This is a genomic window from Methylobacterium sp. Gmos1, assembly GCF_053764715.1.
In genome coordinates this window covers 1-22835 of sequence record NZ_JBSNCC010000028.1, presented here as the reverse complement: position 1 = coordinate 22835, position 22835 = coordinate 1, and the positions used below count along the sequence as shown (strand labels likewise).

General features: G+C 71.5%; 22 protein-coding genes. 9 read left to right on the top strand and 13 right to left on the bottom strand.

Features of this window, described 5'->3' with window-relative positions:
* The first annotated feature begins 9 nt into the window (after positions 1-9).
* On the top strand, positions 10-813 hold the full coding sequence (locus ACS5PV_RS29915) for a hypothetical protein (RefSeq protein WP_455398972.1): 804 nt from the start codon (positions 10-12) through the stop codon (positions 811-813).
* Positions 814-840: 27 nt separating this feature from the next.
* On the opposite strand, the gene ACS5PV_RS29910 is transcribed toward ACS5PV_RS29915, so the two are convergent.
* The 4 genes from ACS5PV_RS29910 to ACS5PV_RS29895 form a co-directional block, all read right to left on the bottom strand.
* On the bottom strand, positions 841-1422 hold the full coding sequence (locus ACS5PV_RS29910) for a DUF1254 domain-containing protein (protein WP_455398971.1): 582 nt from the start codon (positions 1420-1422) through the stop codon (positions 841-843).
* The gene (locus ACS5PV_RS29905) at positions 1419-2168 is read right to left on the bottom strand and encodes a DUF1214 domain-containing protein (protein ID WP_455398970.1); all 750 of its coding nucleotides are present in this window, start codon (positions 2166-2168) and stop codon (positions 1419-1421) included. Before ACS5PV_RS29905 ends, ACS5PV_RS29910 begins: the two co-directional genes overlap by 4 nt.
* A 118-nt stretch (positions 2169-2286) precedes the next feature.
* Positions 2287-3351, bottom strand: a complete 1065-nt coding sequence (locus ACS5PV_RS29900) for a glycosyltransferase family 2 protein (protein WP_455398969.1) — start codon at positions 3349-3351, stop codon at positions 2287-2289.
* Between the two features lie 149 nt (positions 3352-3500).
* Positions 3501-4478, bottom strand: coding sequence for a glycosyltransferase family 2 protein (locus tag ACS5PV_RS29895; RefSeq protein ID WP_455398968.1), 978 nt, complete (start codon positions 4476-4478; stop codon positions 3501-3503).
* Between the two features lie 293 nt (positions 4479-4771).
* Between ACS5PV_RS29895 and ACS5PV_RS29890 the strand changes: the two genes are divergently transcribed.
* Positions 4772-5566 (top strand): hypothetical protein, encoded by a 795-nt coding sequence (locus ACS5PV_RS29890; protein WP_455398967.1) that lies wholly within the window; start codon positions 4772-4774, stop codon positions 5564-5566.
* Between the two features lie 9 nt (positions 5567-5575).
* Here ACS5PV_RS29890 and ACS5PV_RS29885 read toward each other — a convergent pair whose 3' ends face one another.
* Entirely contained in the window at positions 5576-7732 is a 2157-nt protein-coding gene (locus tag ACS5PV_RS29885) for a transglycosylase domain-containing protein (RefSeq protein WP_455399002.1), read from the bottom strand.
* Positions 7733-8039: 307 nt separating this feature from the next.
* Between ACS5PV_RS29885 and ACS5PV_RS29880 the strand changes: the two genes are divergently transcribed.
* Positions 8040-8555, top strand: coding sequence for a YcgN family cysteine cluster protein (locus ACS5PV_RS29880; RefSeq protein WP_455398966.1), 516 nt, complete (start codon positions 8040-8042; stop codon positions 8553-8555).
* A 251-nt stretch (positions 8556-8806) separates the two neighbouring features.
* Entirely contained in the window at positions 8807-9763 is a 957-nt protein-coding gene (gene gshB, locus ACS5PV_RS29875; RefSeq protein WP_455398965.1) for a glutathione synthase, read from the top strand.
* Between the two features lie 23 nt (positions 9764-9786).
* On the opposite strand, the gene ACS5PV_RS29870 is transcribed toward gshB, so the two are convergent.
* From ACS5PV_RS29870 to ACS5PV_RS29860, 3 genes are all read right to left on the bottom strand, one after another.
* The gene (locus ACS5PV_RS29870; protein WP_455398964.1) at positions 9787-10956 is read right to left on the bottom strand and encodes an AI-2E family transporter; all 1170 of its coding nucleotides are present in this window, start codon (positions 10954-10956) and stop codon (positions 9787-9789) included.
* Positions 10957-11043: 87 nt separating this feature from the next.
* A complete protein-coding gene (locus tag ACS5PV_RS29865) occupies positions 11044-11490 on the bottom strand; it encodes a hypothetical protein (protein ID WP_455398963.1) in 447 nt (148 codons plus the stop codon).
* 79 nt (positions 11491-11569) lie between these two features.
* Complete coding sequence (locus ACS5PV_RS29860) at positions 11570-12025, bottom strand: molybdenum cofactor biosynthesis protein MoaE (RefSeq protein WP_455399001.1); 456 nt, start codon at positions 12023-12025, stop codon at positions 11570-11572.
* 159 nt (positions 12026-12184) lie between these two features.
* On the opposite strand from ACS5PV_RS29860, the gene ACS5PV_RS29855 reads away from it, so the two are divergent.
* Positions 12185-13210 (top strand): gamma carbonic anhydrase family protein, encoded by a 1026-nt coding sequence (locus tag ACS5PV_RS29855; RefSeq protein WP_455398962.1) that lies wholly within the window; start codon positions 12185-12187, stop codon positions 13208-13210.
* On the opposite strand, the gene msuE is transcribed toward ACS5PV_RS29855, so the two are convergent.
* On the bottom strand, positions 13207-13782 hold the full coding sequence (msuE, locus tag ACS5PV_RS29850) for an FMN reductase (protein WP_455398961.1): 576 nt from the start codon (positions 13780-13782) through the stop codon (positions 13207-13209). The two genes, ACS5PV_RS29855 and msuE, sit on opposite strands and share 4 nt — an antisense overlap.
* Positions 13783-13922: 140 nt before the next feature.
* Entirely contained in the window at positions 13923-14618 is a 696-nt protein-coding gene (locus tag ACS5PV_RS29845; RefSeq protein WP_455398960.1) for an HAD family hydrolase, read from the bottom strand.
* Between the two features lie 156 nt (positions 14619-14774).
* On the opposite strand from ACS5PV_RS29845, the gene ACS5PV_RS29840 reads away from it, so the two are divergent.
* A complete protein-coding gene (locus ACS5PV_RS29840; RefSeq protein ID WP_455398959.1) occupies positions 14775-15095 on the top strand; it encodes a PetM family of cytochrome b6f complex subunit 7 in 321 nt (106 codons plus the stop codon).
* A 66-nt stretch (positions 15096-15161) separates the two neighbouring features.
* Positions 15162-16208: a YeiH family protein gene (locus ACS5PV_RS29835; RefSeq protein ID WP_455398958.1), complete on the top strand. Its 1047-nt coding sequence runs from the start codon at positions 15162-15164 to the stop codon at positions 16206-16208.
* Between the two features lie 347 nt (positions 16209-16555).
* Here the strand turns inward: ACS5PV_RS29835 and ACS5PV_RS29830 are convergent, their stop codons facing one another.
* The 3 genes from ACS5PV_RS29830 to ACS5PV_RS29820 form a co-directional block, all read right to left on the bottom strand.
* Positions 16556-17950 carry a TadE/TadG family type IV pilus assembly protein gene (locus ACS5PV_RS29830; RefSeq protein WP_455398957.1) on the bottom strand — a complete coding sequence of 465 codons (1395 nt, stop codon included), beginning with the start codon at positions 17948-17950 and terminating at the stop codon, positions 16556-16558.
* Between the two features lie 823 nt (positions 17951-18773).
* Positions 18774-20489: a L,D-transpeptidase family protein gene (locus ACS5PV_RS29825; RefSeq protein ID WP_455398956.1), complete on the bottom strand. Its 1716-nt coding sequence runs from the start codon at positions 20487-20489 to the stop codon at positions 18774-18776.
* A gap of 69 nt (positions 20490-20558) precedes the next feature.
* A complete protein-coding gene (locus ACS5PV_RS29820) occupies positions 20559-21128 on the bottom strand; it encodes a TetR/AcrR family transcriptional regulator (RefSeq protein WP_455398955.1) in 570 nt (189 codons plus the stop codon).
* Between the two features lie 88 nt (positions 21129-21216).
* On the opposite strand from ACS5PV_RS29820, the gene ACS5PV_RS29815 reads away from it, so the two are divergent.
* Positions 21217-21765: a PaaI family thioesterase gene (locus tag ACS5PV_RS29815; RefSeq protein WP_455398954.1), complete on the top strand. Its 549-nt coding sequence runs from the start codon at positions 21217-21219 to the stop codon at positions 21763-21765.
* On the top strand, positions 21762-22460 hold the full coding sequence (locus tag ACS5PV_RS29810) for an SDR family NAD(P)-dependent oxidoreductase (RefSeq protein ID WP_455398953.1): 699 nt from the start codon (positions 21762-21764) through the stop codon (positions 22458-22460). Before ACS5PV_RS29815 ends, ACS5PV_RS29810 begins: the two co-directional genes overlap by 4 nt.
* Positions 22461-22835: the final 375 nt, after the last annotated feature.

Genomic DNA, 22835 nt, shown 5'->3' with positions numbered 1-22835 from the left:
CGCCGCGCGATGCCGCGCCGCTCCCCCTCGCGCTGCCCGGCGCCGCGCCGTGCCGTGCCTCTCGCGCTCCTCGCCGTGCCGCTGCTGGCGGCCTGCGTGCAGCAGGGCGATTTCGGCCGCCCGGCGCCCACCGCCTGGAACAGCCTGATCGACGCCGCCGGCACGCTTGCGGCGCACGAGCGCGGCGAGCCGGCCTCGCCGTTTCCCTTCACCGAGGACGAGCGCGCGTTGCGCGACCGCGCCTGGCGCTTCCTGATGCCGGCGCGCGAGCGCAGCCTCTTCGACGCCGCCCTCAACAACCTGACTCGCGCCCGGGTGCTGCCGGTGGGCTGGCGCCCGGCCGACCCGGCGGCCTATCTCGAGGCGATCACCGGCGGGCCGTTCCGCTCGGTCGTCTCGCGCTACCGGCGCCTCTCCGACGATCTGGTGGCGGATGGCCGCCTCGTCCCGGCCTTCGCCGAGACGGCCTCCCGGGTGGTGCGGGCCGACCTGACGCGGCTCCAGAGCCTGCCCTTCATCACCACCCTCGACGACCGCGACGTGCGCAGCGCCGCGATGCGGGTGGCCGAGAACCGCTGCCTCATCGCCTGGGTGCGGCGCGAGACGGCGGCGCGCTCCGCCTCCTACCGCTACACCCTCGAATACCTGCTGATTGCCGCTCCCGAGGACGAGGCGGTGGCGGCCGAGCGGGCACTGGCCTTCCTGGATGCGCGCCGGACCCTGCTCGACCCGCTGCTGCCGGCCGACGCCGAGGCGCGCTGCGGCCTCGTGCCGCCGGAGCCCGGCGAGGCGGTGCTGGTGCGCAAGGGATAGCGAACGGGACGCGATCCGCGGGGTGCCCTACTCGTCCGGCCCGTCGATGGTGCAGGAGACCGAGCGGGCGGCCTCGTTGGCCTGGGCCTGCTGGCTCGGCAGGGCGGCGAGCACCCGCACGCTGACGAAGCCCTGCCGGCTCGGCGCCACGATGCGCACGTCGCGGTTGCGTTCGTCCTCGTCGGCGGTGGCGAGCGCCTCGTCGAACTGGCGCCGGGTCATGATGACGAGCTCGACCGTGCCGCGGACCGCCGCCTGGTCGGTGATGGCGTAGTAGGCGCCGCCGCGCCCGTGCAGCGCGATCGTCTCGATGAGCGGGCCGGTCTCGGCGGTGATCCGCACCGGGCCGTCGTCGAGGTCGTAGGCGCAGACGCCCACCGCCACCGCCGGGTCCTGCTGCGGCAGCCAGCCCTCCGCCGCCTCCGCCGGTCCCCCGGTCTCGGCGGCGTGGACCAGCACCGAGGTGTCGTTGGCCAGCGTCGCGCGCGAGCGCGCCAGGGCGTCGCCGTCGGCGAGGTAGGGGATCGCCAGCACCGTCGCGACGTGCACGAGCCCGGCGAGCACGAGGCCGCACAGGGTGGCGAGGACGAAGCGGCCGACGGGCGTCACGGGCAATCCTCCCGGGTGATCGAGGGCACGCCCTCGCGTTCGAGCACGCCGGTGCTCGCCGCCACCGGCGTGTCGTAGAGGCGCAGCACCAGCCGGATCGAGCCCTCGCCCTCGGGCATCGGCAGCCAGTTACCTGGCTGCACGGCCGGGCTCACGACGACGGCGAAGCGCCCGTCGCGGTCACGCAGGACCTCCGTCGAGGTGAAGCCGGTGCGCGGGAGCGGCACGCCGCCTCCTTGCGCCGGGCGGGCGGCCGCGTCCTTGGGCGCCTCCATGGGCGCCTCCTTGGCCGTCGCATCCGGGGCGTGCCCGCGCCGCTCCACCGTCAGGGTCCAGGCCCGGGCCGGCGGCGTGGCGCCGGCGATGCGGTAGCGGCAGGACGGATCGAGCCTGCGCCCGGCATCGTCGGTGAGCGCGGTGAGGAGCAGGCCTTCACCCAGCGCCAGCGGCACCTCGCCGGTGCGGGCATGGATCGCCCGCACGTAGGGGTCGGCGTCGCGCGAGCCGATCTTCGGCCAGGCGGTCCAGGCGTTGAGCGCGACGCCGCCGAACGGGTAGCGCCCCCGCGTCGCCCAGTTGGCGGAGGCGAGGCCCAGGATCACGCCGAGCGCGAGGGCGTAGAGCACCAGCCCGACGGTGCCGAACCCGCGCCGGCGCAACGCCCGCGGCAGCAGCCGGGACGGGGATCGGGGCCTCGGGGACGCGGCGCGCCCGGAGGCCGGAGGGACGGCTTTCTCGATCAGCATCGTGGGCCCGTATCTAGCCCAGGTCGGGCCGGGCCCGAACGGTATTCTCGCCGCAACGGGTTTTTTCGCGCCGGCCGCGGCGGGAGGGATGCCCCCGGGCCGGGTCCCGTCGCGGCGGTCACCGCGTCAGGCGCCGGTACTCGGCGTCGAAGGCGGCTTCGAACATGCGGATCTTCAGATCCTCGACCTCGTTGCGGTCGAGGATGTCGAACCGCTCCCGCGAGTGGTCGCGTGGCCCGCTGCCGGCGAAATTGGCATCGCCCCGCCTCATCCGCTGGATGAATTCCTCGTAAGTCTTGCATTGATAGTGGTTAATCTGGATCGTGTCGTGGACGACCCGGTTGCCGTGCCCGCGACCGTACATCTCGAAGTCTTCGAAATCGGACAGCACCTTGCGGCCTTCCAAGGTGCCGATGTCGTGAATCTGCGGGTCGACGGCCAGATGCGTTCTGGCAAATGTCTTGAAATGGTAATGGTTGCTCCAGGGCAGCTCGGCGCCCTGGAAGAAGGTCTTGGTCACGAACCGGTAATCCGCCGAGGTGCGCCCGCCGGAGCCGAAGTTACGCCAGTTGACGTGGACGCTCGCGACGTCGTCCGGGACGCGGCCGAGGAAATTCCGGACGCTGCCGTCGCCGAAGGGCAGCAGGAACTCGTCGATGTCGAGGAAGATGATCCAGGGCGTCCTCACGACGCCGAGGGCGTGCCGGTAGGCGGTGATCTGCGGTGAGGAATCCGGCACGGAGGGCCACGGGATCAGCGACACCCGGGGCTCCCGCCGGGCGATCCCCGCGACGATGCGGTCGGTGTCGTCGGTGCTGTCGTTCGAGAAGACCAGGATGCGGTCGAACCCGACCGCGAGGTTGTGGGCGATCCACTCCGCGACGTAGCGGCCCTCGTCCTTGGCGATCGCCGCGACCGTCGACATGTCCGGTGGCTGCTTGCCGGGGTTCGGATTGGCCGAGTTCAGGACCGCTGCGAGTTGCTCGCGCACCGCACGCGGCGAGGCCGTGGCCAGAGCCCGGGCGAGGGGGGTGTCCTGGATCGTGCGTGCCAGGCGCGTGCCGAGGAGGCGGCCCAGCCACCGTTCACGCTCGCGCTGTTTCGTCGGTTCCAAAGCCACTGCACCAGGAAGGAGGGAGGCACGCCGGATATCGATCGCGGCGACCTGCGGCGGTCCGGGCAAGCCTCGTGAAGGGTGTCGGTCCCCAAGCATCCTCCAGCGAACTGGGGACTGCCTCGTCACGAAGGATGCATCGGAATCAACGATCTAGAGCAGGATGCGCGCCTCACGCGATCGGACGCCGCGCCGGAGCCGGGATAGGCGGGCGCGGCTCATATGATCTTCTCGTGCGCCGCCGACCACTCGGCGACGAGTTTCCGAGCGACCGGGTCGTGGTCGAGCAGGCGGCCGTGCTGGACGGCGAGATCGTTGAGATACCCCATCAGGCTCCGGACGACCTGCATCTCCCGGTCGATCGGCGGGGTGTAGCGCAGGTCGCCGCCCATGTACCGCATCGGATCGTGGACGAGATCGGGGCTCTCGTTCTTACGCGTCATGAACCATTCGCTGCGCAGCAGGTCCTCGGGGCGATCCTTGATAACGTAGTACGGCGCCTTGTAGTGGTAGCTGGATCCGGACGCGATCACCTCCGAGCCGGCGGCCAGGACCTTCGACCAGCCCTTGAGGAACTTCGCGGCGGTCTGCAGCGCGTGGCGCTCGGAGAAATGCGCCAGCCAGAGATCGTTCTCCACCACGCAGGAGGTGGTCACCGCGCCGTCGATCAGCACATCGTGCGAGCCGTTCGCGATGGCGACTGTCTTGCCCGGGATCCGCCCGTTGGCAATCACCTTGTAGTTCTGCGTCGGCGCGTTGCGGTGCGTGGTGCGCCGCGGCACGACGATCTCGTTGTAGTCGTCCTGCCGCGTATACTCGTAATTGACCATCGGGATCTTAACGCAGTGCGGGTCCCGCTGGAGGCTGCCGAGATAGGCCTGCAGGCCCGCGGGGATCTTGCGGTCGTCGAGGAACTCGTCGGCATCGACGAACAGGACCCAGTCTGCCCCGTGGACCCTGACCGCTTGTTCGTACAGGAAGGTATTGAACGAGATCTCGTTGTAGTGCACCGACCTGTTCTGGAATACGGTAATCCCGAATCCTTCCTCGGCAAGCTTGCGCAAGATCTCGACGGTGCCGTCGTTGCTGCCGTTGTCCATGAAGACGTGATGCGAGACGAAGGACGCCGTATGCCTGACGAAGGCTTCGATGATATCAGCTTCGTCGAGGACTCTTGTTGCGGCGACAATTCTCATATACCGTCCTCGACCGTGCGGCTCGTGCGCGGCACGGCGTCATATCAGGTTCCGTTGGCCGATGGAAGATCTGCCCCGGAGGCCGCCGCCCCGCACTGCGCAAAGCATGTCACCGCAGCCCGCGCGAAAGACGATCGCCAGCTCGGCACCTGTATTGTCCGGCGTGCCCGGCCATCGGGACGGGGCCGTCGCGTCCATCGCCCGGGCGCACGAGAGGTCGAGCCTGGATGAGTGCGGATCCCGTTCTCCATAAAGATATACCTACGCATTATGCCAACCTGATGATGCAATACATGGTGGCCGTGAGGTTGAAGGCTCTCGTGCCGCACTTGCGGTTGTCGAATTTCATGATGCCGTACTGGAACATCGCGCATCCGCTCATCGACGCGGCCACGTCCGACGCCGTCTGCGTGCTCGACGACGAGCAGCACGTCGACGTCAGCCGTGTGTCGTACCTCGCCGGCAACCGCATCTTCGATCGGTTCCACTGGCGCGGATACGGCCAGAGGCTCGAGTATTTCCCCCCGCTGGCGGAGGCCCGCCAGCTCTTCCAGCGTCCGGACGTCGTGGCCCCGGTCTACGACGGCGACGCGGTGGTCTGCCCGGTGCGGGGCGGCGAGATCCTCGATGCGCGCCATCCGGGCTACACGATCGTGCCGGTCGACTTCTACGCCGACGTGATCGAGGAGATGGGGTGGCGCCCGGTCTTCACCGGCCAGACCGACGACACGCTCTACATGCGCGCGCTGAAGGATCGGTTTCCCCGCGCCGAGATCGTGCCGCATCGCGGGATCCTGGAGGATTTCTCGATCATCCGCTCGGCGGCGCAGGTGATCCTGTCGGTCAGCACCTTCGCCTGGCTCGCCGCCTGGCTGTCCGAGGCGCGCACCATCGTGCTGCCGGTCTACGGCATGTTCGATCCCGATCTCTACCCGGCCCACGACCTGCTGCCGCTCGGCGACGCGCGCTACCGCTTCCACCGCCTGCCGGCGCAGCCGGCGGTGCCGCTGCACGAGCTCCTGGAGGCCCATGCCCGGATGAAGGGGCAGTGGCACCCGGTCGACGTCCGGGACCTCCGGCGGCGGTGACCCCGCGGGTCACCGCGGGATCGGCCGGTCCTCGCCCACCATGTTGAACGCCGCTCGCCCCGGGGTCGGGCTCTCGACCGAGCGGAACAGCGTGCCCAGGCCCCCCAGCACCTCGAAGGAGCGCCGCGACAGGGCGCCGGCCGGGGCCCCGGGGGGCGGGGCGGTCGGGGCCGGCCCTTGCGCCGTGCGGGCGCCGGCCTTGTCGGTCTCGAAGCCCGGCATCGGCTTGATCTCGATGCCCTGGTGGGCCGGCGCCATCACCTCGTGGAAGGTGATCGCCGGCAGCGAGCCGCCGGTCAGGTTCTTGGTCGAGGAATGGTCGTCGTTGCCGTACCAGACCGCGGTCACGAGGTTGCCGGTGAAGCCGACGAACCAGGCGTCGCGGTAGGCGTTGGTGGTGCCGGACTTGCCGGCGGTGCGCACGCCCTCGACCGCCGCCTTGCGGCCGGTGCCCTCGTCGACGACCTTGTTGAGCATGAAGTTCATGTCGGCGACGACCCGGGTCGACAGGACCTGCTCGGGGGGCGCCTCGCTGGTGTCGTGGCGGTAGATCACCTCTCCGGCGCCGGTGCGGATCTCGGTCGCCGCGTAGGGCTTGGCCCGCCGGCCCCCGTTGGCGAAGACCGAGTAGCCGGCGGCCTGGTCGAGCACCGTGACCTCGGCCGAGCCGATCGGCAGCGAGACCGAGTCGACCAGGTTCGAGGTGATGCCCATCTTGTGGGCGAGCTCGATGATCTTCGCCCGGCCGAGCTTGGCCGCGCGGGCATCGTGGGTCTCGCCGAGCTGCTTGCCCATGGCGATCGAGAACTGCACCGGGATGGTGTTGATCGATTTCGCCACCGCGACCCAGAGCGGCACCGTGCCGGCGAAGGAGCGGCCGTAATTCGCCGGGCACCAGTTGCCGATGCAGACCGGACGGTCCACGACCTTGCTCTCGGGCCGCCACTGCCCGGTGGCGAGGGCCGCGGCGTAGACGTAGGGCTTGAAGGACGAGCCGGGCTGGCGTAGCGCGTCGGTGGCGCGGTTGAACTGGCTCTGGCCGTAATCGGCCCCGCCGACCATCGCCCGGACGGCGCCGTCGGGGTCCATGGTGACGAGGGCCGCCTGCTCGACGTCGAAGGCGTCGCCGAACTGGCGCAGCACGTTCTCCACCGCCTGATCGGCCCGCTTCTGGATCGCGAGGTCGAGCGGGGTCTTCACGACCAGCACCCGCTCCTTCTTCAGCTTGCCCTCGTCGACGAGCTTCTTGATCTCGTTGAACGCCCAGTCGAGGTAGTAGTCGGCGCTGATGTCGCGCGAGCGGGTCACGGGGGTCGCCGGGTTGCGCAGGGCCGACTGGATCTGGCCCTCCGTCAGGTATCCGGCCTCGACCATGTTGTGCAGCACGTCCGCCGCGCGGGCGCGCGCCGCCGGCAGGTTGACGTGGGGCGCGTACTTCGTCGGCGCCTTGAACAGGCCGGCCAGCATGGCCGCTTCCGGCAGGGTGATGTCCTTGAGGTTCTTGCCGAAGTAGTAGTCCGCCGCGGCCGCCGCCCCGAAGGTGCCGCCGCCCATGTAGGCCCGGTCGAGGTAGAGCTTCAGGATCTCGTTCTTGGTCAGGTGGCACTCGAGCCACAGCGCCAGGAACGCCTCGTTGATCTTGCGCTCGAGCGAGCGCTCGTTCGACAGGAAGAGGTTCTTGGCGAGCTGCTGGGTGAGCGACGAGCCGCCCTGGACGTGGCCGCCGCCGCGCGCGTTCACCGTCACGGCGCGCAACGTCCCGATCGGGTCGATGCCCCAGTGCTCGTAGAAGCGCCGGTCCTCGGTCGAGATCAGCGCCTTGACCAGGATGTCGGGAAACTCGTCGATGCGCAGCGAGTCGTCGTGCTTGATGCCGCGCCGCCCGACCTCGGTGCCGTAGCGGTCGAGGAAGGTCACGGCGAGGTCGGGGGCCTTCAGCCAGTTCTCGCTGGTCTGGTTGAAGGCCGACTGGGCCAGCGTCAGCATCACCAGGGCGCCGCCGAGACCGAGCGTCACGCCCTCGCTCGCGAGGTCGAGCACCACGCGCTTGACGCCCCGCACCCGGAAGCGGCGCTGGATCCGCTCGGCATAGCGCCCGTAGGCCTCGCCGAACGAGCGGCCGCCATTGTAGAGGCCGTCGTTGAGCCAGGCGTCGAAGCCGAGCATCCCGTGCGACAGGCGGGTCCGGAGCTTGGTCAGCCGGTCGGTGGGCTGGTTCTCGGGCACGGCAGCGGTCCTCGGGATGGCGCAATTCGACGGTCTAGCAAGCCTCGCATCCTAGCGCGAGACGGTAAGCCGTTCGCAGGCTTCCAAGGCCTATATGGGGCGCTTCCTCGCCGACACGACGTCGCAGGATTGCGTAACCCGGTCCGGCCGTGCTTGCCCGCGGGCCCCGGGCGCGGCAGAGGAGGGGCCTCCCGTCCCCGCCACCCCCGCATCCGCGCCGTCGGGCGCCTCGAAAGCCGTGAACAGAGTGGCCGAAGCCCGCAGCAAGCCCCCGCGCCCGCCCGCCTCGCTGAAGGCCGCGACGCCGTTCTGGCGCGAGAAGAGCCTGGAGGCGATGAGCCCGGAGGAGTGGGAGAGCCTGTGCGACGGCTGCGGCCGCTGCTGCCTGCTCAAGCTCGAGGACGAGGATTCGGGCGAGATCCACTACACCGATGTCGGTTGCACGCTGCTCGATGCCGACACCTGCCGCTGCCGCGACTACGCCCGGCGCCAGCGCAAGGTGCCGGACTGCGTCCGGCTGACGCCCGAGGCGGTGCGCACCCTGCCGTGGCTGCCGCCGACCTGCGGCTACCGCCTGGTGCGCGACGGGCGCGACCTGCCCTGGTGGCACCCCCTGGTCTCCGGCACCCGCCGCACCGTGCACGAGGCCGGCATCTCGGTCCGCGGCCGGGTCAGCGGCACCGAGGAGGAGTTCGAGACCGAGGAACTGCCGGACCGCATCGTCGACTGGCCGGGGCAGGATCCGGAGGCAGGGGCCGGGTAAGGATCGCCTCGAGGCGTCGAGACATACGGGACATCGATCGACGCGACGCCGACCTCGCCCGCCAGGGCGCCGGAGCCGCGCGCCCCGGCGCTGGCACGAGGCTTGCTAAATGTTTCGGCAGACGCTCATGGGCGTTTCCTCCCTGACTTGAGGCCCCGCCGCGATCCTCGCGCGGGGCCTCCTTTCCGTCACGGCCGTTGCCATCGGGCGCGGGCCGCCCGATAACCCGGGCGACCGGAGATACCCCCGACATGGCCCTCACCGTCGCGGTCCAGATGGACCCGATCCAGGCGATCCGCATCGCCGGCGACACCACCTTCTCGCTGCTGCTGGAAGCGCAGGCTCGCGGCCACACGCTCCTGCACTACACCCCCGACCGGCTGTCGATGCGCGACGGGCGCGTCACCGCCTGGGCCGAGCCCCTGCGGGTGCAGGACGTCGAGGGCGATCACGCGGCCCTCGGCGCGCAGGAGCGGGTCGATCTGGCGGAGGTCGACGTGGTGCTGATGCGCCAGGACCCGCCCTTCGACCTCGCCTACATCACGGCGACGCACATGCTGGAGCGGATCCACCCGCACACGCTGGTGGTCAACAACCCGTTCGAGGTGCGCAACGCCCCCGAGAAGCTGTTCGTCACCGCCTATCCGGAGCTGATGCCCCCGACCCTCATCACCCGCGACAAGCGCGAGATCGAGGCGTTCCGGGCCGAGCACGGCGCCGTGGTGATGAAGCCGCTGCACGGCCACGGCGGCGCGGCGGTGCTGCGGGTGCTGCCCGACGACCCGAATTTCGGCTCGATGTTCGACCTGTTCTCGGTCACCTTCCGCGAGCCCTGGGTGGTGCAGCGCTTCCTGCCGCGGATCACGGAGGGCGACAAGCGCATCATCCTGGTCGACGGCGAGCCGTTAGGCGCCGTCAACCGGGTGCCGGCGGCCAACGACATCCGCTCCAACATGGTGCGCGGCGGCACCGGCGGCGCGACGGCGCTGACCCCGCGCGAGCGGGAGATCTGCGCGGCGATCGGCCCGGAGCTGCGCCGCCGCGGCCTGATCCTCGTCGGCATCGACGTGATCGACGGCAACCTGACCGAGATCAACGTCACCTCGCCGACCGGCATCCGGGCGATCAAGCGCCTCGGCGGCCCCGATCTCGCGGTCGCGGTCTGGGACGCGATCGAGGCCAAGGTGACGAAGCCGCAGAGCGCCTGACGCGCATCGATGGGGGAGGGGGTTCAGCCCGCGCTCTCCCCCAGCGTGTCCTCGATGTAGAGCCGGTCGAGCAGCACCTTGGCGACCGCCATCAGCGGCAGCGCCAGGGCGACGCCCCACAGGCCGAACAGCACGCCGAGCAGGATCTGGCCGGCGAACAGGGTGGCGGGCGGGATGTCGAGCGCCCGCTTCTGCACGAACGGCGTCAGCACGTAGCTCTCCAGCGTCTGGACCAGGAGGTAGACGCACAGGCCCGCGATCACCCCCTGCAACCCCGAGGCGAGGGAGGCCAGCACGATGATGATGCCGGCGACCAGCGCCCCGATGGTCGGGATGAAGCAGAGGAGCCCTGCCTGGAGCCCGAGCACCAGGGCGCCGTCGATGCCGACGAGGCTCAAGCCGAGCCAGACGCAGACGAAGATCGCCGCCATGACGACGAGCTGGCCGAACAGCCAGTGGCGGAGCGTGATGCCGATGTCGTCGGCGACGGAGGCGGCGTGGGTGCGCTGGCGCGAGGGCACGAAGCGCAGGAGCCCGTCGCGGTAGGTCCGCGGATCGGCCGCGACGAACAGCCCGAGCACCACGACGATGAACACGTTGCCGATGGCGCCGAACACCGCCAGCGCCACCGTCGAGGCCTGGCCGAGAACGCTGCCGGCGCCCGACAGGAGCGTGCCGGGGCTCGGCAGGCCGCTGGGCCCCTTCGGGCGCGATTCCTCGCTGGTGCCGGCCTGGGCCGAGGCCTCCTTCAGCTTGCCGAAATCGAGGAAGCGGGTGTCGATTCCGCGGGCGTCGAGCCAGGACTTCACCGTGCCGGATTGCTGCTGCAGCGTTTGCCCCAGGCGCTGCGCCTGCCCCGCCACGGTCGCGCCGCCGAGCCCGACCATGCCGAGCACGAGGAGGGCCAGCAGCACGCTCACGATCGCGAGCCGCGCCCCGTGCCCGAGCGGGACGACGCGGCCGAGGTAGTGGGTGAGCCCGTCGAGGAAGACCGCGCACAGGATGCCGGCGAAGATCAGCAGCAGCGTGTCGGCCGAGTGCCAGGCCAGCAGCAGGATCGCGGTGAACGACACAACCCCGATGCCCGCCAGCACGAGGGAGCGGGTGCTGGCCCAGGCCGCGGAGCGGGGGCTCGCCGATGCCGCGCGGATGGCCTCCTGGTGAGCGGCGTCCTGGGATGGGAAAACGGCCATGTCCGATGATCTCTCCGCCGGCGGCTTCAGGGCCGCCGTGCTGGACAGATAGCCGCGCGCGGTCGTTCGGCGACCCGAAAGGCTCCCCTACCCCTGCTCGCGCCGGCGCCGGACGCCGGCGAGCACGGCGGGATGCGCCGAGGTCTTCCAGGCCTCCGCCCCCTCCGGCTGGACGGCCGTGAAGGGTTTGGGCAGCGCCAGCACCGGGGCCTCGCGCCGGGGCGCCCAGTCCTTGACCTCGACGACCTCGATGATCGGCTCCGGCCGCGGGCGGATCCTCCGGCGCGCCGGCGCCGCGCGGCGCCGGCCGAAGACGCGCAGCAGGGCCCAGCCGACGAGGCCGGCCCAGGCGAGGAGCACCCCCCCGGGCGTCGGCCGCTCGGAGAGGAGGAGGGTGACGAGCCCGACGAGGGCGCAGGCCACCGCGAGGCTGCGCGCGCTCAGCGGGTCGAACGCCAGGGACTCGGGTCGCCCCGGGTCGGGGTATCTTGGCTCGGGGTATCTTGGCTCGGGGTGTTGGTGATCGTGGAACATGACCGTTATCCTGCCGCAGGCCGGTCAGCGATTCCTCGATTCGATCGCTCGAATTCGCCGTAATCCCCGTTTCACACCCTCACCACCGCGCCGCCGCCGCCGCGTCGTGCTCCGTCGCCTCGACCCAGCCGCCCGACGTGCCGTCGGCGCGGTGCTCGCGCTTCCAGAACGGCGCCCGGGTCTTGAGGTAGTCCATCAGGAAGCTCGCGGCCTCGAAGGCGGCGGTGCGGTGGGCGGAGGCCGCGAGCACCAGCACGATGCCCTCGCCCGGGCGGATCAGGCCGTGGCGGTGGATCGCGACGGCGCCCTGGAGTGGCCAGCGAGACGCGGCCTCGTCGAGCACGCGGCCGATCTCGGCCTCGGCCATGCCGGGATAATGCTCCAGCTCGAGGGCGGAGAGCCGCCCGTCCTCGTCGCGGCACAGGCCGGTGAAGCTCACGATGGCGCCCGCCCGCCCGCCGAGCTCCGCCGTGAGGGCGGCGATCTCCGCCGCGACGTCGAAGGGCTCGGGCTGGATCGAGAGGCGCGGGGTCATGAGGCGCGGGGTCATGGCGGGTCCGGGCGGAGGGGCAGGACGGTGCTCTAGCACGAACCGGCCGCCACGGGACCCGGGGCTGGCGGCGGGCGCGGAACGGCGTAGATGTGGAGCGGCAACAAGACCGGCCGCGCGGCCGGCCGGACGGAGGACAGCCCCGTGACCCCCGACCTCCTCCTCCCCTTCGACGACACCACCCCCACCTTCGAGGCCCGGCCGGTCTGGTGCGGCCGCGGCAGCGCGGTGATCGGGCGGGCGAGCCTCGGGGCGCAAGCCTGGCTCGGCGACGAATCGGTGATCCGCGCCGACGGGCACGACGTGATCGTCGGCGACCGGTTCTGGCTCGGCGCCCGCTCGACCCTGCACATCGCGGCCGAGATGTATCCCTGCATCGTCGGCGACCGGGTCACGGTCGGGCGCGACGCGGTGGTGCATGCCTGCACGGTCGGCGACGACTGCGTGATCGAGGATGCCTGCGTGGTCCTCGACGGGTCGCTGATCGAGGATCGCGTGCTGCTGGAGGCCGGCAGCACGGTGTTTCCGCGCACCACCCTGCCCTCGGGCTTCGTCTGCGGCGGGAGCCCGGCCCGGCCCCTGCGCGCCCTCGCCCCGGGCGAGCTCGCCGAGCGGGCCGAGCGCCTGCGCGAGGCGGCCGCGAGCGAGCCGGCCCCGGCCGCGGGCGACGATTTCGCGCCCGATCCGGCGGTGTTCGTCGCCCGCACCGCCCGGCTGCGCGGCCGGGTCGCCCTCGCGCCGGGGGCGAGCGTGTTCTTCTCCTGCCTCCTCGACGCGCCGCTGAGCCCGATCGTGATCGGACCGAACGTGAACGTGCAGGACAATTGCGCGATCCACACCCAGGCCGGCGGCCTGGTGATCGAGCGCGACACCACGCTCGGCCACAACGTCACCGCCGGCGACGGGCGCATCGGCCCGGGCTGCCTCATCGGCATGGGCGCGCGGCTCGGCCCCGGCACGGTGGTGGAGGGCGACGTGCTGCTCGCCGCCGGCAGCGCCACCGATCCGGGCCAGGTGCTGGACTCGGGCTGGCTCTGGGGCGGGCGCCCGGCCAAGGCCCTGTCGCGCCTCGATGCGAACCGCCGCGCGATGATGGCCCGCACCGTCGCGAGCTACGCGGCTTATGGGCGGGCGTATCGCAAGCTTCAGGTGACCAGCTGCGGCGATTAGAGCCCCGCCACCGCCCGCCCCGCCCCGCGGCGGGCGGCCTCCGCCACGTCGAGGAGGTGGGCGAGCTCGGCCGCCGCCGCCGCGACCCGCTCGGCGACGCGCTCGTCGGTGACGATCCCGTCCTCGATCTCCGCCTCGCCGGCATAGACCGCGGTCGGCGCGACGTGGGCGGTGAAGAAGCCGAAGAGCGGGCGCAGCTGGTGCTCGACCATCAGGGCGTGGCGCGGACCGCCGCCGGTCGCGGTCAGCGCCACCGGCTTGCCGGCCAGCGCCGCCGGGTCGAGGAAGTCGATCACGTGCTTGAACAGGCCCGAATAGGAGCCGTTATGCACCGGCGAGCCGACGATCAGCGCGTCAGCGCCCTCGATCGCCTCGATCATGTGGGCGATCGGCAGCGGCAGGGCTTGCCGGGTGGTGGCGCCGAGCCCGGTGCCGACCTCGGCGAGGTCGAAGACCTTCAGGTCGATCGGGCGGCGGCGCCCGATCTCGGCCGCCACGGCCTCCACCAGCGCGCGGGTCCGGGAGGGGCGGCGGACGTTGCCCGAGAAGGCGACGATGCGGGCTGGTCTCACGGCGGGCTCCGGTTGGCTTGACGGCGCGGGGATCGGACGAAGGGGAGGCCGGACCGGTCTCGTGGCCTTGGCGCCATTCCCGAATGTGGCGGGTGCGCGCCGCAGGTCAATGCGAATCCGGTGCCAGGGCTCCCCGTCCGTTAACGGGACGAGGCGTCCCAGGTCTCCAGAAGATGGGGCAGGTCGGTGAATTCGTCGAAAACGCGAAGCGCCCCTGCGGCCAAAAGATCCGCCCCGGCCCGGTCGTGCGACCAGTGGCCGCCGCCGCAGAAGCCCAGCACCGGCATGCCGGCGGCCCGCGCCGCGGTGACGCCCGGCACGCTGTCCTCGATCACCACGCAACGCTCGGGCGCCACCCCCATCTGCCCCGCGGCGTAGAGGAAGAGGTCCGGGAACGGCTTGCCGCGGGCCACCATGGTGGCGCTGAAGACGTGGCCGTCGAAGTGATCCAGGAGGCCGGTGAGCGAGAGCGCGTGGCGCAGGCGCTGGGGATCGCTGCTCGAGGCGACGCATCGCCGGTCCGGCATCGCCCCCAGCACCGCGCCGGCACCCCTGATCGCCTGGAGCTCGGCGTCGAAGGCCCGCAGGGTGTCGGCCCGCACCGCGTCGACGAAGCCGTCCGGGGTCGGCACGCCGTAATCGGCGGCGATGTGCGCCATGATCGAGGTCATGCTGGTGCCGGTGAAGCGGCGCGCCACCGTGCCGAGGTCGATCGGCACGCCGATGCGCTGCAGATTCTCGGTCAGCCGCGCCAGGCTGATCGGCTCGCTGTCGACCAGGACCCCGTCGCAGTCGAAGATCACCAGTTGCGGCCGTGCGCCCGTCCTGCCGTTCATGCCGCGTCCCTTGCTGTCGGTCGGAGAGCGCCGTGGCACGCCGGCGCGGCCCGGATCAACCCGCCACGGTGCCGCGCTCAAGCTTGCGCCCGCAGGGCCCTCTCTCTACTCAAGGTGCCGCGCGCCCCGCTTCAGGCGCGCGGTCCGGAGCCCTGGATGATCCGTTTCCTGTGCCGCTGCCTCGGCCTTCTGCTCCTCGCTGCCGGATTCGTCGGGATCGTCTATGACGGCGCCCGCTCGATCGCCAACAACGCGGTGCTCGTCACCTCGGTCAGCGACGTCGCCGTGGCGCTGATGAAGGACCGGGCGGCGAGCCTCCAGGCGATGGCCGAGGGCGGGCAGCCGGCGCTGTGGAAGCTCCTCGGCCTCCCCTTCACCCTCTCGCCGGCGGCCCCGATCGCCCTGGCCCTCGGCCTGGGGCTGCTCTGGCTCGGCCAGCCGGCCCGGGGCGGAATCGGCACGAGCTTTCGCGCGTGAGCGCCGGGCGTCCCTGCGGCGAGAGCCTCGCTTCCAAAAAGTCCACCCTCACGAGCATGCCCGGCGATGCGGCCTGACGCGATGGGGCGGACCGCGCTCGCGGTCCTGCCCGGCCTCTCCCTCTGCGTCGCCGTCACGGCGGCGGCGAGCCTGGTCCAGGCGGCGGAGGAGCGCCTCGTCCACCACCCCTACGTCGAGGCCCTGGTGATCGCGATCCTCGCCGGCATCGCGATCCGCTCGGTCTGGGAGCCGGGGCCGCGCTGGCGCATCGGCATCGCCTTCAGCGCCAAGCAGCTGCTCGAGGTCGCCGTGATGCTGCTCGGGGCCTCGATCAGCCTCGCGGCGCTCGTCGCCTCGGGTCCGGCGCTGCTTGCCGGCATCGTCGCCACGGTGGTGATCGCGCTTCTGGCCAGCTACGCCATCGGGCGGCTACTCGGGCTGCCGGCCCGGATGTCGATCCTGATCGCCTGCGGCAACGCCATCTGCGGCAACTCGGCCATCGCGGCGGTCGCCCCGGTGATCGGCGCGAGCGGCGACGACGTCGCCTCCTCGATCGCCTTCACGGCGATCCTCGGCGTGCTGGTGGTGCTCGGCCTGCCGCTCCTCATCCCCTTGCTCGGCACCAACCCGACCGAGTACGGGGTGCTCGCCGGCCTCACGGTCTACGCGGTGCCGCAGGTGCTCGCCGCCACCGTGCCGGTGAGCCTCGTCAGCACCCAGGTCGGGACGCTGGTCAAGCTCGTGCGGGTGCTGATGCTCGGCCCCGTCGTGCTCGGCCTGTCGCTGCTCGCTCCGCGCCTGCGCGAGGAGCCCGGCGCTCCGGCCGGGGCGCGCAGGAAGCTCGGCTTCTTCAAGCTGGTGCCGTGGTTCATCCTCGGCTTCCTCGTCCTCGCCACCGCCCGCTCGCTCGGTCTCGTGCCCGATGCCGCGCTCGCGCCGCTCACCCGCACCGCCGGCATCCTGACGGTGATCGCCATGGCGGCTTTGGGCCTCGGCGTCGACGTGCGGGTGGTGGCCCGGGTCGGCGGGCGGGTGACGCTCGCGGTCATCGCCTCCCTGGCCGTGCTGCTCCTCGTCAGCATCGCGCTGGTGCGGGGACTGGGGGTTTCCTGAGCGGCTGTTTGATGGGATCCCGCAGAGTTGACACCCTCCTGATCATCCTGGGGCCGCGTAGCGGAGCCTGGGATCCATAATCGCTGACGGTTGAGAATGAAGCGGAGTACGTCCCGCTTCATGCTGGAGCGTCGGCGGTTATGGATCCCGGGTTCTCAACTTCGTCGAGCCTCGGGACGACATGGATGGTCGTGCGGTACATGTGCCGAACCAACCGACGCAATCGGTCGGGCAGGCTCCGAGCGAAGCTGCAATTCGCATTGCGAACGCGATCCGGCAGGATCGCCTGAAGCGAACGGGCGGATCTCGCGGCGTTCGATCGAAGCAGGGGACCCGGCGCGAGAAGGTCAGTTCCGCAGCGCCGCCGTCCCCACCCTCGGCCCTACCCCGTCCGGGACCGGCACCGAGGTCGCGCCGTAATTCGCGTTGAGGGTGAGGTTCGGCCCCTCGTAGAGGTTGATCTGCCGGGCGACGACCACCGTGTAGGCCGACTGGTCGGCGACCGGGCGGCTGCTGTCGACGATGAGCCGGCCCGCCGGCAGGTAGATCGTGCCGAGCATCGTGCGGGCGTTGTCGCTGATGATGCGGTACTGGCGCATCGGCGGCGCCGGGCCCGGCGGGGGAGGGGGCGGGGGCGTGACGTAGGTGTCGATCGGGACCGGCACGGGGTCGAGGACGGTCCGCTGCTCGGCCATCAGCAGGCCGGCCATCAGGCCGCTCGTCGGCGCGGTGAGGATGATCGTCGTGTCCTTGTCGAACAGGAGCCCGCCCTTGTCGCCGGTGAAGAAGAACCCGACGCCCTCGCCCGACATCGTCGCCTTCTTGTCGACGATCAGCGGACCGTCCTTCATCACGTAGGTGCCGGGGCGAAGCGTGACGATGGCGGTCTCGGTGATGCGCAGGCCGCCGCAATAGGTGCCGGGATCGAGGCTGACGAACCCCGTGACGACGTTGCTGGGACCGGCGGGGTTCTTCCCGAGCGGATTGACCCAGGCGCCCAGGACGATGCAGCTCGGGTCCGGGCTCGGCAGCGGGCGGCTCTTGAGCGGGTCGCCGATCGGCGTGCAGTCGGTGATCGGCGCCGGGGTGAACAGGGCCTTGGCGCCGTCGAAGCCGCCCGCCGAGCAGATCGACATCGCCCGCGCGGTCGCGCTGTCCTTGCCCTTGATGCCGCTCGGGCTGGTGGAGTTCGAGTAGAGCGAGCACCCGTCGGCGGTGATCTTCGCGTTTTTCTCCATGTTGAACGCCCCCTTGACCGAGGAATCGAGGGCGAGCAGGCACAGGCGGATCGAGCCGACGAGCTGGGCCTTCGCGCTGACGATCAGGGTGGTGGAGGGCAGGCTGAGCAGCTTGCCCATCAACGAGGGCACCGTCTCCTCGATCACCGTCGACACGGCGCTGCGATTGTCGCCGACCTCGGCGGTGACGCTGCTGCGCCGGTCGGCCGGCGTGCGCGCCTGCGCCTGGATCGTCTGGCGGGTGACGCTCGCCACCGAGGCGTCGTCGGCATTGGCGAGCTTGAGCATGTTGGCGCCGGCGAGCACCCCGGCATCGGCGGCGCTCTGCAACTGGGCGCGGCGGTAGAGCAGCCGGCTGTACTCGACGCCGGCGCTGACCGCGGCCATCACGACCGGCACGGCGATCGCGAAGGCGACCAGGACGGCGCCGCGGCGATCCCGGGCGAAGCGCCGGAGCAGCCGGGCGGCGCGGTGCGCGCGATCTGCGAGGACTGGGTTCTGCACGAAATCCGCACCGCGATGGGGTCTCGGCGAAGGGCGCGGCGCTTGCGCACGCTCCGCCGGGTGACTGTCGACCAAGCCCGGATCCCGCTCCGACGGCGATATCCCGACTTGGTGGTACCAGTTTGAGGAAGAAAGATTCTAAGGAACCATGAACACGGCCGCGCGGTCGCGTCGTATTGCCGATACCATGGCTAAGGTTACGGTAACGGTGAACCCTGACTTTGCGGCAGTGGCGGTTGTCATTCTGCGATTGCGCCGCGCGTACCTCGCCGACAACCGGACTTTAGTCCCAGACGACGCCCGGCAGCGTCGCGAGCGACGCGGCGAGCGCGTCAGCGTGACGGAGGTCTGCCGCTCGGGCGCGGGCGTCTCGCCGGTGGTCGCCCTGGCGGCGGATATCGGCTCGGCCGGAGCAGCGTCCGATCGTAGCATCACGGTACGCGACACCGGAGGCTCCGACGCCGACAGGCCACCGTTCCACCGCAAGCTGCCGCCCCTTTCCGGGCCCGGAACGGGCCTACACGACCGAGCGTCAAGGGAAAGGGATCCGGGATCCAAACGTAAGATATGCCGCGAAGCGGCTCTCTGTGGTGCGCCGTTGCGGACAATCGGACGCTTCGCGACTTCTCGCGCCGGATCCCGGATCTCCTTCCACGTCGTTTCAATCGTCCGGGAAAGCGTGTGACGTGCGAGGGATCGTCGGCCCACCGGCACCGCCTATGGCAGTGTCGTGTACCGTGGCGCTGCAGTCGGACGCGGCTCTGGGTCTTTGACTGCGCCGTATGCCATCGACGAACCGGCATCCGCTTCGTCGGACAATGCTCTACGGCGCTGGCTTCTCGGCGGGGGGCGCCTTGGCGGCAGCAGGCTTGGCAACGACAGGCTTGGCAGCGACAGGTTTGGCGACACCCGGCTTGGCGGCCGGCCTGGGCTCGGCCGCTATCCCCGCCGGCGCCGGCCTGGCTGCGGGCTTCGCCGGCCCCGGCTTGGCATTCTCCGGCTTGGCGAGAGCCCCGGTCACCGCGACGTCCGACGCCGGCTTGGTCGGATCCTTGCCCGGATCCTTGCCCGTATCGAGGCCGTAGACGTCGTCGCGAAAATGCACCCGGCCGTCCGGGGTGGCGTAGCCGGTGAGGTAGACGAAGGTCACCGGGATGGGCTTCGCCAGCTTGATGTCGCGGCGCTCGCCGGTGGCGATGCCGGTCTCGATCTCCATCGGCCCCCAGGCCGAGCCGGGGCCGTTGGGGCCCGGCGTGCCCTCGAGCAGCCAGCCGACCAGCGCCTTGACGTCGGCGACGCGCACGCAGCCCGAGGAGTGGAAGCGCACGTCGCGGGTGAACAGCGACTTCGAGGGCGTGTCGTGCATGTAGACCGCGTGCCGGTTCGGCATGTCGATCCGCACCTGGCCGAGCGAGTTGTCGAAGCCCGGGTCCTGGCGCAACGTGTAGTTCACCGCCCGCTCGGTCGACCAGTCGACGGCGGTCGGCTGCACCTCCTGGCCCTGCCCGTCGAGCATGCGGATGTGCATCTTGGCGAGGTAGCCCGGATCCTTGCGCATGTGCGGGATGATGTCCTTCTTGATGAGGGACACCGGCACGGTCCAGGTCGGGTTGAAGTTGATGTTGGTGATCTTCGTCTCGACCGAGGGCGAGGCGCGCTCCGGCTTGCCCACCACCGCGACGTAGCGGCGCGCCACGGCGCCGTGGTCCACCGCCTCGACGGCGGCCGACGGGATGTTGACCACGACGTAGCGCTCGCCGAACGGGAAGCTCGACCCGATCAGCCGGTTGGCCGATGCCGCGAGCTGGCGCTGGCGCACGCCTGCGGGCACGTTGAGGGCGGCCACGGTCTGGCGGCCGAGGAGCCCCGTCTCGGGCAGGTTGTGCCGGGCCTGGTAGCGCTTGAGGCCTGCGACGAGGCCGGGATCGAGGACGTCGCCCTCCGGGCCGCCGGCGGCCAGATCCTCGGTCAGCACGAGGTGGCGGCGCAATAGCGGGATCGCCGGGTTGCGCTCGCCGGGCTTCACCGCGAGGTCGGCCGGCAGGGCCGGCCAGCCCCCGGCCTCGACCAGGGCCTGGTAGCGCTCGGCCGCCCGCAGGGTGTCGAGGAAGGTCGCGGGTGTCAGGGTCGGGGTGGTGTCCTGCGACATCCGCGCCACCACCAGCGGCGGCATCTCGCGCGAGACTTTTTTGGGGGCCGGCTTGCTCTCTGCGGATTTGGCTTCGGCGGATTTGGCTTCAGCGGGCTTGGGCTCGCCCGGTTTCGGGGCGGCGCCGGGCTTGATCGGCCCGACCGGCAGCGGCGTCGCGCCGCCCGGCACGGGCTCGGGCGAGGCTGTCACCTCGCGCCGCACCGGCTCGACCGGCGCGCCGGGAGCAGCCTGTGCGGCGGGCATCGGGGTCTGGGGCGCCTGGGCGCCCGGCACCGGGGCGGGGGGCAGCGGCGCGGCGGGCTCGACCGCGGCGGCCAGGCCGGTGCCGAGCACCCAGGCGATGGCCGCCGCCGAGGGCAGGTACGGAAACGCAACACGCAACACCATCACCGGCCTCGGGCAAGGACGCCCCCCAGCATGGTCACGCGAGGGTTACCAAAAACCTGCCGGCCTGACTCAAGGGCCGCCGGGTCCCGGATCGCCGAGCGCGCCGCGTGCCGCCGCCAGGATCTCGTCGGACAGGGCCGGATCGTCCACCGCCCGGGCGAGCACCAGGGCGCCGACGAGGTGCGAGACCGCCGCCAGCGCCGCCGCCCGGTCGCCGTCGGGCAGGGCCTCCTGCATCCGGGCGAGGCGCGCCTCCAGCCCCTCGGTGAAGGCGCGCCGCACGGGCGCCGGCTGGCGCGCCGCCTCGCCCCCCAGCGCCGCGAGCGCGCAGCCGCTGCCCGGCCGGTCGCGATGGGCCGCCGACAGGTAGGCGGCGACGAAGCCGGCCAGATCGGGCCTATGTCCGTCGGGTCCCGTCCCGGCCTCCCGCGGCGACGGCGCCAGCGCCTGCGCCAGCGCCTGGGCGGCGAGGTCCTCCTTCGAGGCGAAGTGGCCGTAGAAGCCGCCATGGGTCAGCCCGGCCGCCTCCATCACCTCGGCCACCGTGACGGCGGAGAACCCCTTCTCGCGAAAGAGACGGCCGGCCGCCTCGAGGATCCGGCGCCGGTTCTCCTGGAACTGCTCGCGCGTCACCCGCATCCGACGATCCCGTTGACATGATTGAGGACGACGATCATCAATATCGTATCATGACTGACGTCATGTAAGAAGGTGAAAAGGAGGGAGCATGGCCGCCACGTTGGTGCCGGGGGCGCCGCAGGACGCCCCCGTGCGGGAGCGCCGCATCACCTGGGCCGATCCGCGGGCGCTGGCCCGGGCCGGCCAGGGCCTCGCCGGACTCGATTTCCTGCGCGCGCTGATCGCCGGCGAGGTGCCGCCGCCGCCGATCGTCGCCCTGATGGGCATCACGCTCGACGAGGCCGAGCCGGGCCGGGTGACGATGCGGATGCCGGCGGGCGAGTACCTCTACAACCCGATCGGCAGCGTCCATGGCGGGGCGCTGGCGACGCTGCTCGACAGCGTGATGGGCTGCGCCATCCACACCACCCTGCCGGCGGGGCGCGGCTACACCACGCTGGAGATCAAGGTGAACTACCTGCGGGCCGTGACGGAGGGGTCGGGCCGCGTCACGGCTGTGGGCCGGGTGGTCCATGCCGGACGCCGCCAGGCGGTGGCGGAGGCGAGCCTCACCGACGAGGCCGGCCGGCTCTGCGCCACCGCCAGCACCACCTGCCTGGTCTTCGACCTGCCCCCCTCCCGGGAGGAGCGCCCATGAGCCTGCCCTATCGCACCGCCCTCATCGTCGGGGCCGGCGCCGGCATCAGCGCGGCGCTGGCTCGCCTCCTCGCCGCCGAGGGCCTGCGCGTCGGCCTCGCCGCCCGCGACGCGGGTAAGCTCGCCGACCTCGCGGCCGAGACCGGGGCGGCGACCTTCGCGGCCGACGCCGCCGACCCGCAGGCGGTGGCCGCGCTGTTCGGCGAGGTCGAGGCCCGCCTCGGCGCGCCCGACGTGGTGATCTACAACGCCAGCGCCCGGGCGCCCGGGCCCCTCGCCGCCCTCGATCCGGAAGCGGTGCGGCGGGCGGTGGAGGTCACGGCCTTCGGCGCCTTCCTGGTCGCCCGCGAGGCGGCGCGGCGCATGGAGCCGCACGGGCACGGGGCGATCCTGTTCACCGGCGCCACCGCCGGCGTGAAGGGGTTCCCGCTCTCGGCCGCCTTCGCGATGGGCAAGTTCGCCCTGCGCGGCCTCGCCCAGAGCGCGGCGCGCGAGCTCGGCCCGAAGGGCATCCACGTCGCCCACTTCGTCGTCGACGGCGCGGTGCGCAGCGCCCGCCGGCCCGACCCGGCGGACAAGCCCGACAGCACGCTGACGCCGGAGGGCGTGGCGCGGGCCTATCTCGACGTGCTGCGCCAGCCCCGAGACGCCTGGTCGTTCGAGGTCGAGCTGCGGCCGTGGGTGGAGCGGTTCTGAAGGGCCCGGAGCGTTCGGCGACGAAGCGGATGCCGGGTCGTCGCAGGCAGGGCGGCCAGAGCAACGAGCTGGAGCGGCGACGTCCGCCAGCGGTGTCACGGTTCGCGATAATTGCGGCGAGGCCCTTCGGCATCGGGCTCTCCCATCCATGACCTCATCCTGAGGTGCGACCGGAGGGAGCCTCGAAGGAGGCCTCCAGAACTCTCGGAGCAATCTGGAGGGCTCCTTCGAGGCCTCCGCTTCGCTTCGGCACCTCAGAGCCTGTTTGAGCGCTTGATCTTATGCTGGATTGTCGAGTGCGGTGAGGGCCATCAGACAGGCGACGAAGGTGATGCGGCCGGTCGCGACGTCGAGGCGACCGGCCCGTTCGCGCAG

Excerpts from the sequence above, each read along its gene's own strand:
- ACS5PV_RS29810 (WP_455398953.1), top strand. The coding sequence starts at position 21,762 with ATGAGCCTGCCCTATCGCACCGCCCTCATCGTCGGGGCCGGCGCCGGC.
- ACS5PV_RS29915 (WP_455398972.1), top strand. The coding sequence starts at position 10 with ATGCCGCGCCGCTCCCCCTCGCGCTGCCCGGCGCCGCGCCGTGCCGTG.
- ACS5PV_RS29820 (WP_455398955.1), bottom strand. The coding sequence starts at position 21,128 with ATGCGGGTGACGCGCGAGCAGTTCCAGGAGAACCGGCGCCGGATCCTC.
- ACS5PV_RS29825 (WP_455398956.1), bottom strand. The coding sequence starts at position 20,489 with ATGGTGTTGCGTGTTGCGTTTCCGTACCTGCCCTCGGCGGCGGCCATC.
- ACS5PV_RS29840 (WP_455398959.1), top strand. The coding sequence starts at position 14,775 with ATGATCCGTTTCCTGTGCCGCTGCCTCGGCCTTCTGCTCCTCGCTGCC.
- ACS5PV_RS29885 (WP_455399002.1), bottom strand. The coding sequence starts at position 7,732 with ATGCTCGGCTTCGACGCCTGGCTCAACGACGGCCTCTACAATGGCGGC.
- ACS5PV_RS29870 (WP_455398964.1), bottom strand. The coding sequence starts at position 10,956 with ATGGCCGTTTTCCCATCCCAGGACGCCGCTCACCAGGAGGCCATCCGC.
- ACS5PV_RS29835 (WP_455398958.1), top strand. The coding sequence starts at position 15,162 with ATGCGGCCTGACGCGATGGGGCGGACCGCGCTCGCGGTCCTGCCCGGC.
- ACS5PV_RS29865 (WP_455398963.1), bottom strand. The coding sequence starts at position 11,490 with ATGTTCCACGATCACCAACACCCCGAGCCAAGATACCCCGAGCCAAGA.
- ACS5PV_RS29895 (WP_455398968.1), bottom strand. The coding sequence starts at position 4,478 with ATGAGAATTGTCGCCGCAACAAGAGTCCTCGACGAAGCTGATATCATC.
- ACS5PV_RS29905 (WP_455398970.1), bottom strand. The coding sequence starts at position 2,168 with ATGCTGATCGAGAAAGCCGTCCCTCCGGCCTCCGGGCGCGCCGCGTCC.
- ACS5PV_RS29845 (WP_455398960.1), bottom strand. The coding sequence starts at position 14,618 with ATGAACGGCAGGACGGGCGCACGGCCGCAACTGGTGATCTTCGACTGC.
- ACS5PV_RS29890 (WP_455398967.1), top strand. The coding sequence starts at position 4,772 with ATGGTGGCCGTGAGGTTGAAGGCTCTCGTGCCGCACTTGCGGTTGTCG.
- ACS5PV_RS29860 (WP_455399001.1), bottom strand. The coding sequence starts at position 12,025 with ATGACCCCGCGCCTCTCGATCCAGCCCGAGCCCTTCGACGTCGCGGCG.
- gshB (WP_455398965.1), top strand. The coding sequence starts at position 8,807 with ATGGCCCTCACCGTCGCGGTCCAGATGGACCCGATCCAGGCGATCCGC.
- ACS5PV_RS29815 (WP_455398954.1), top strand. The coding sequence starts at position 21,217 with ATGGCCGCCACGTTGGTGCCGGGGGCGCCGCAGGACGCCCCCGTGCGG.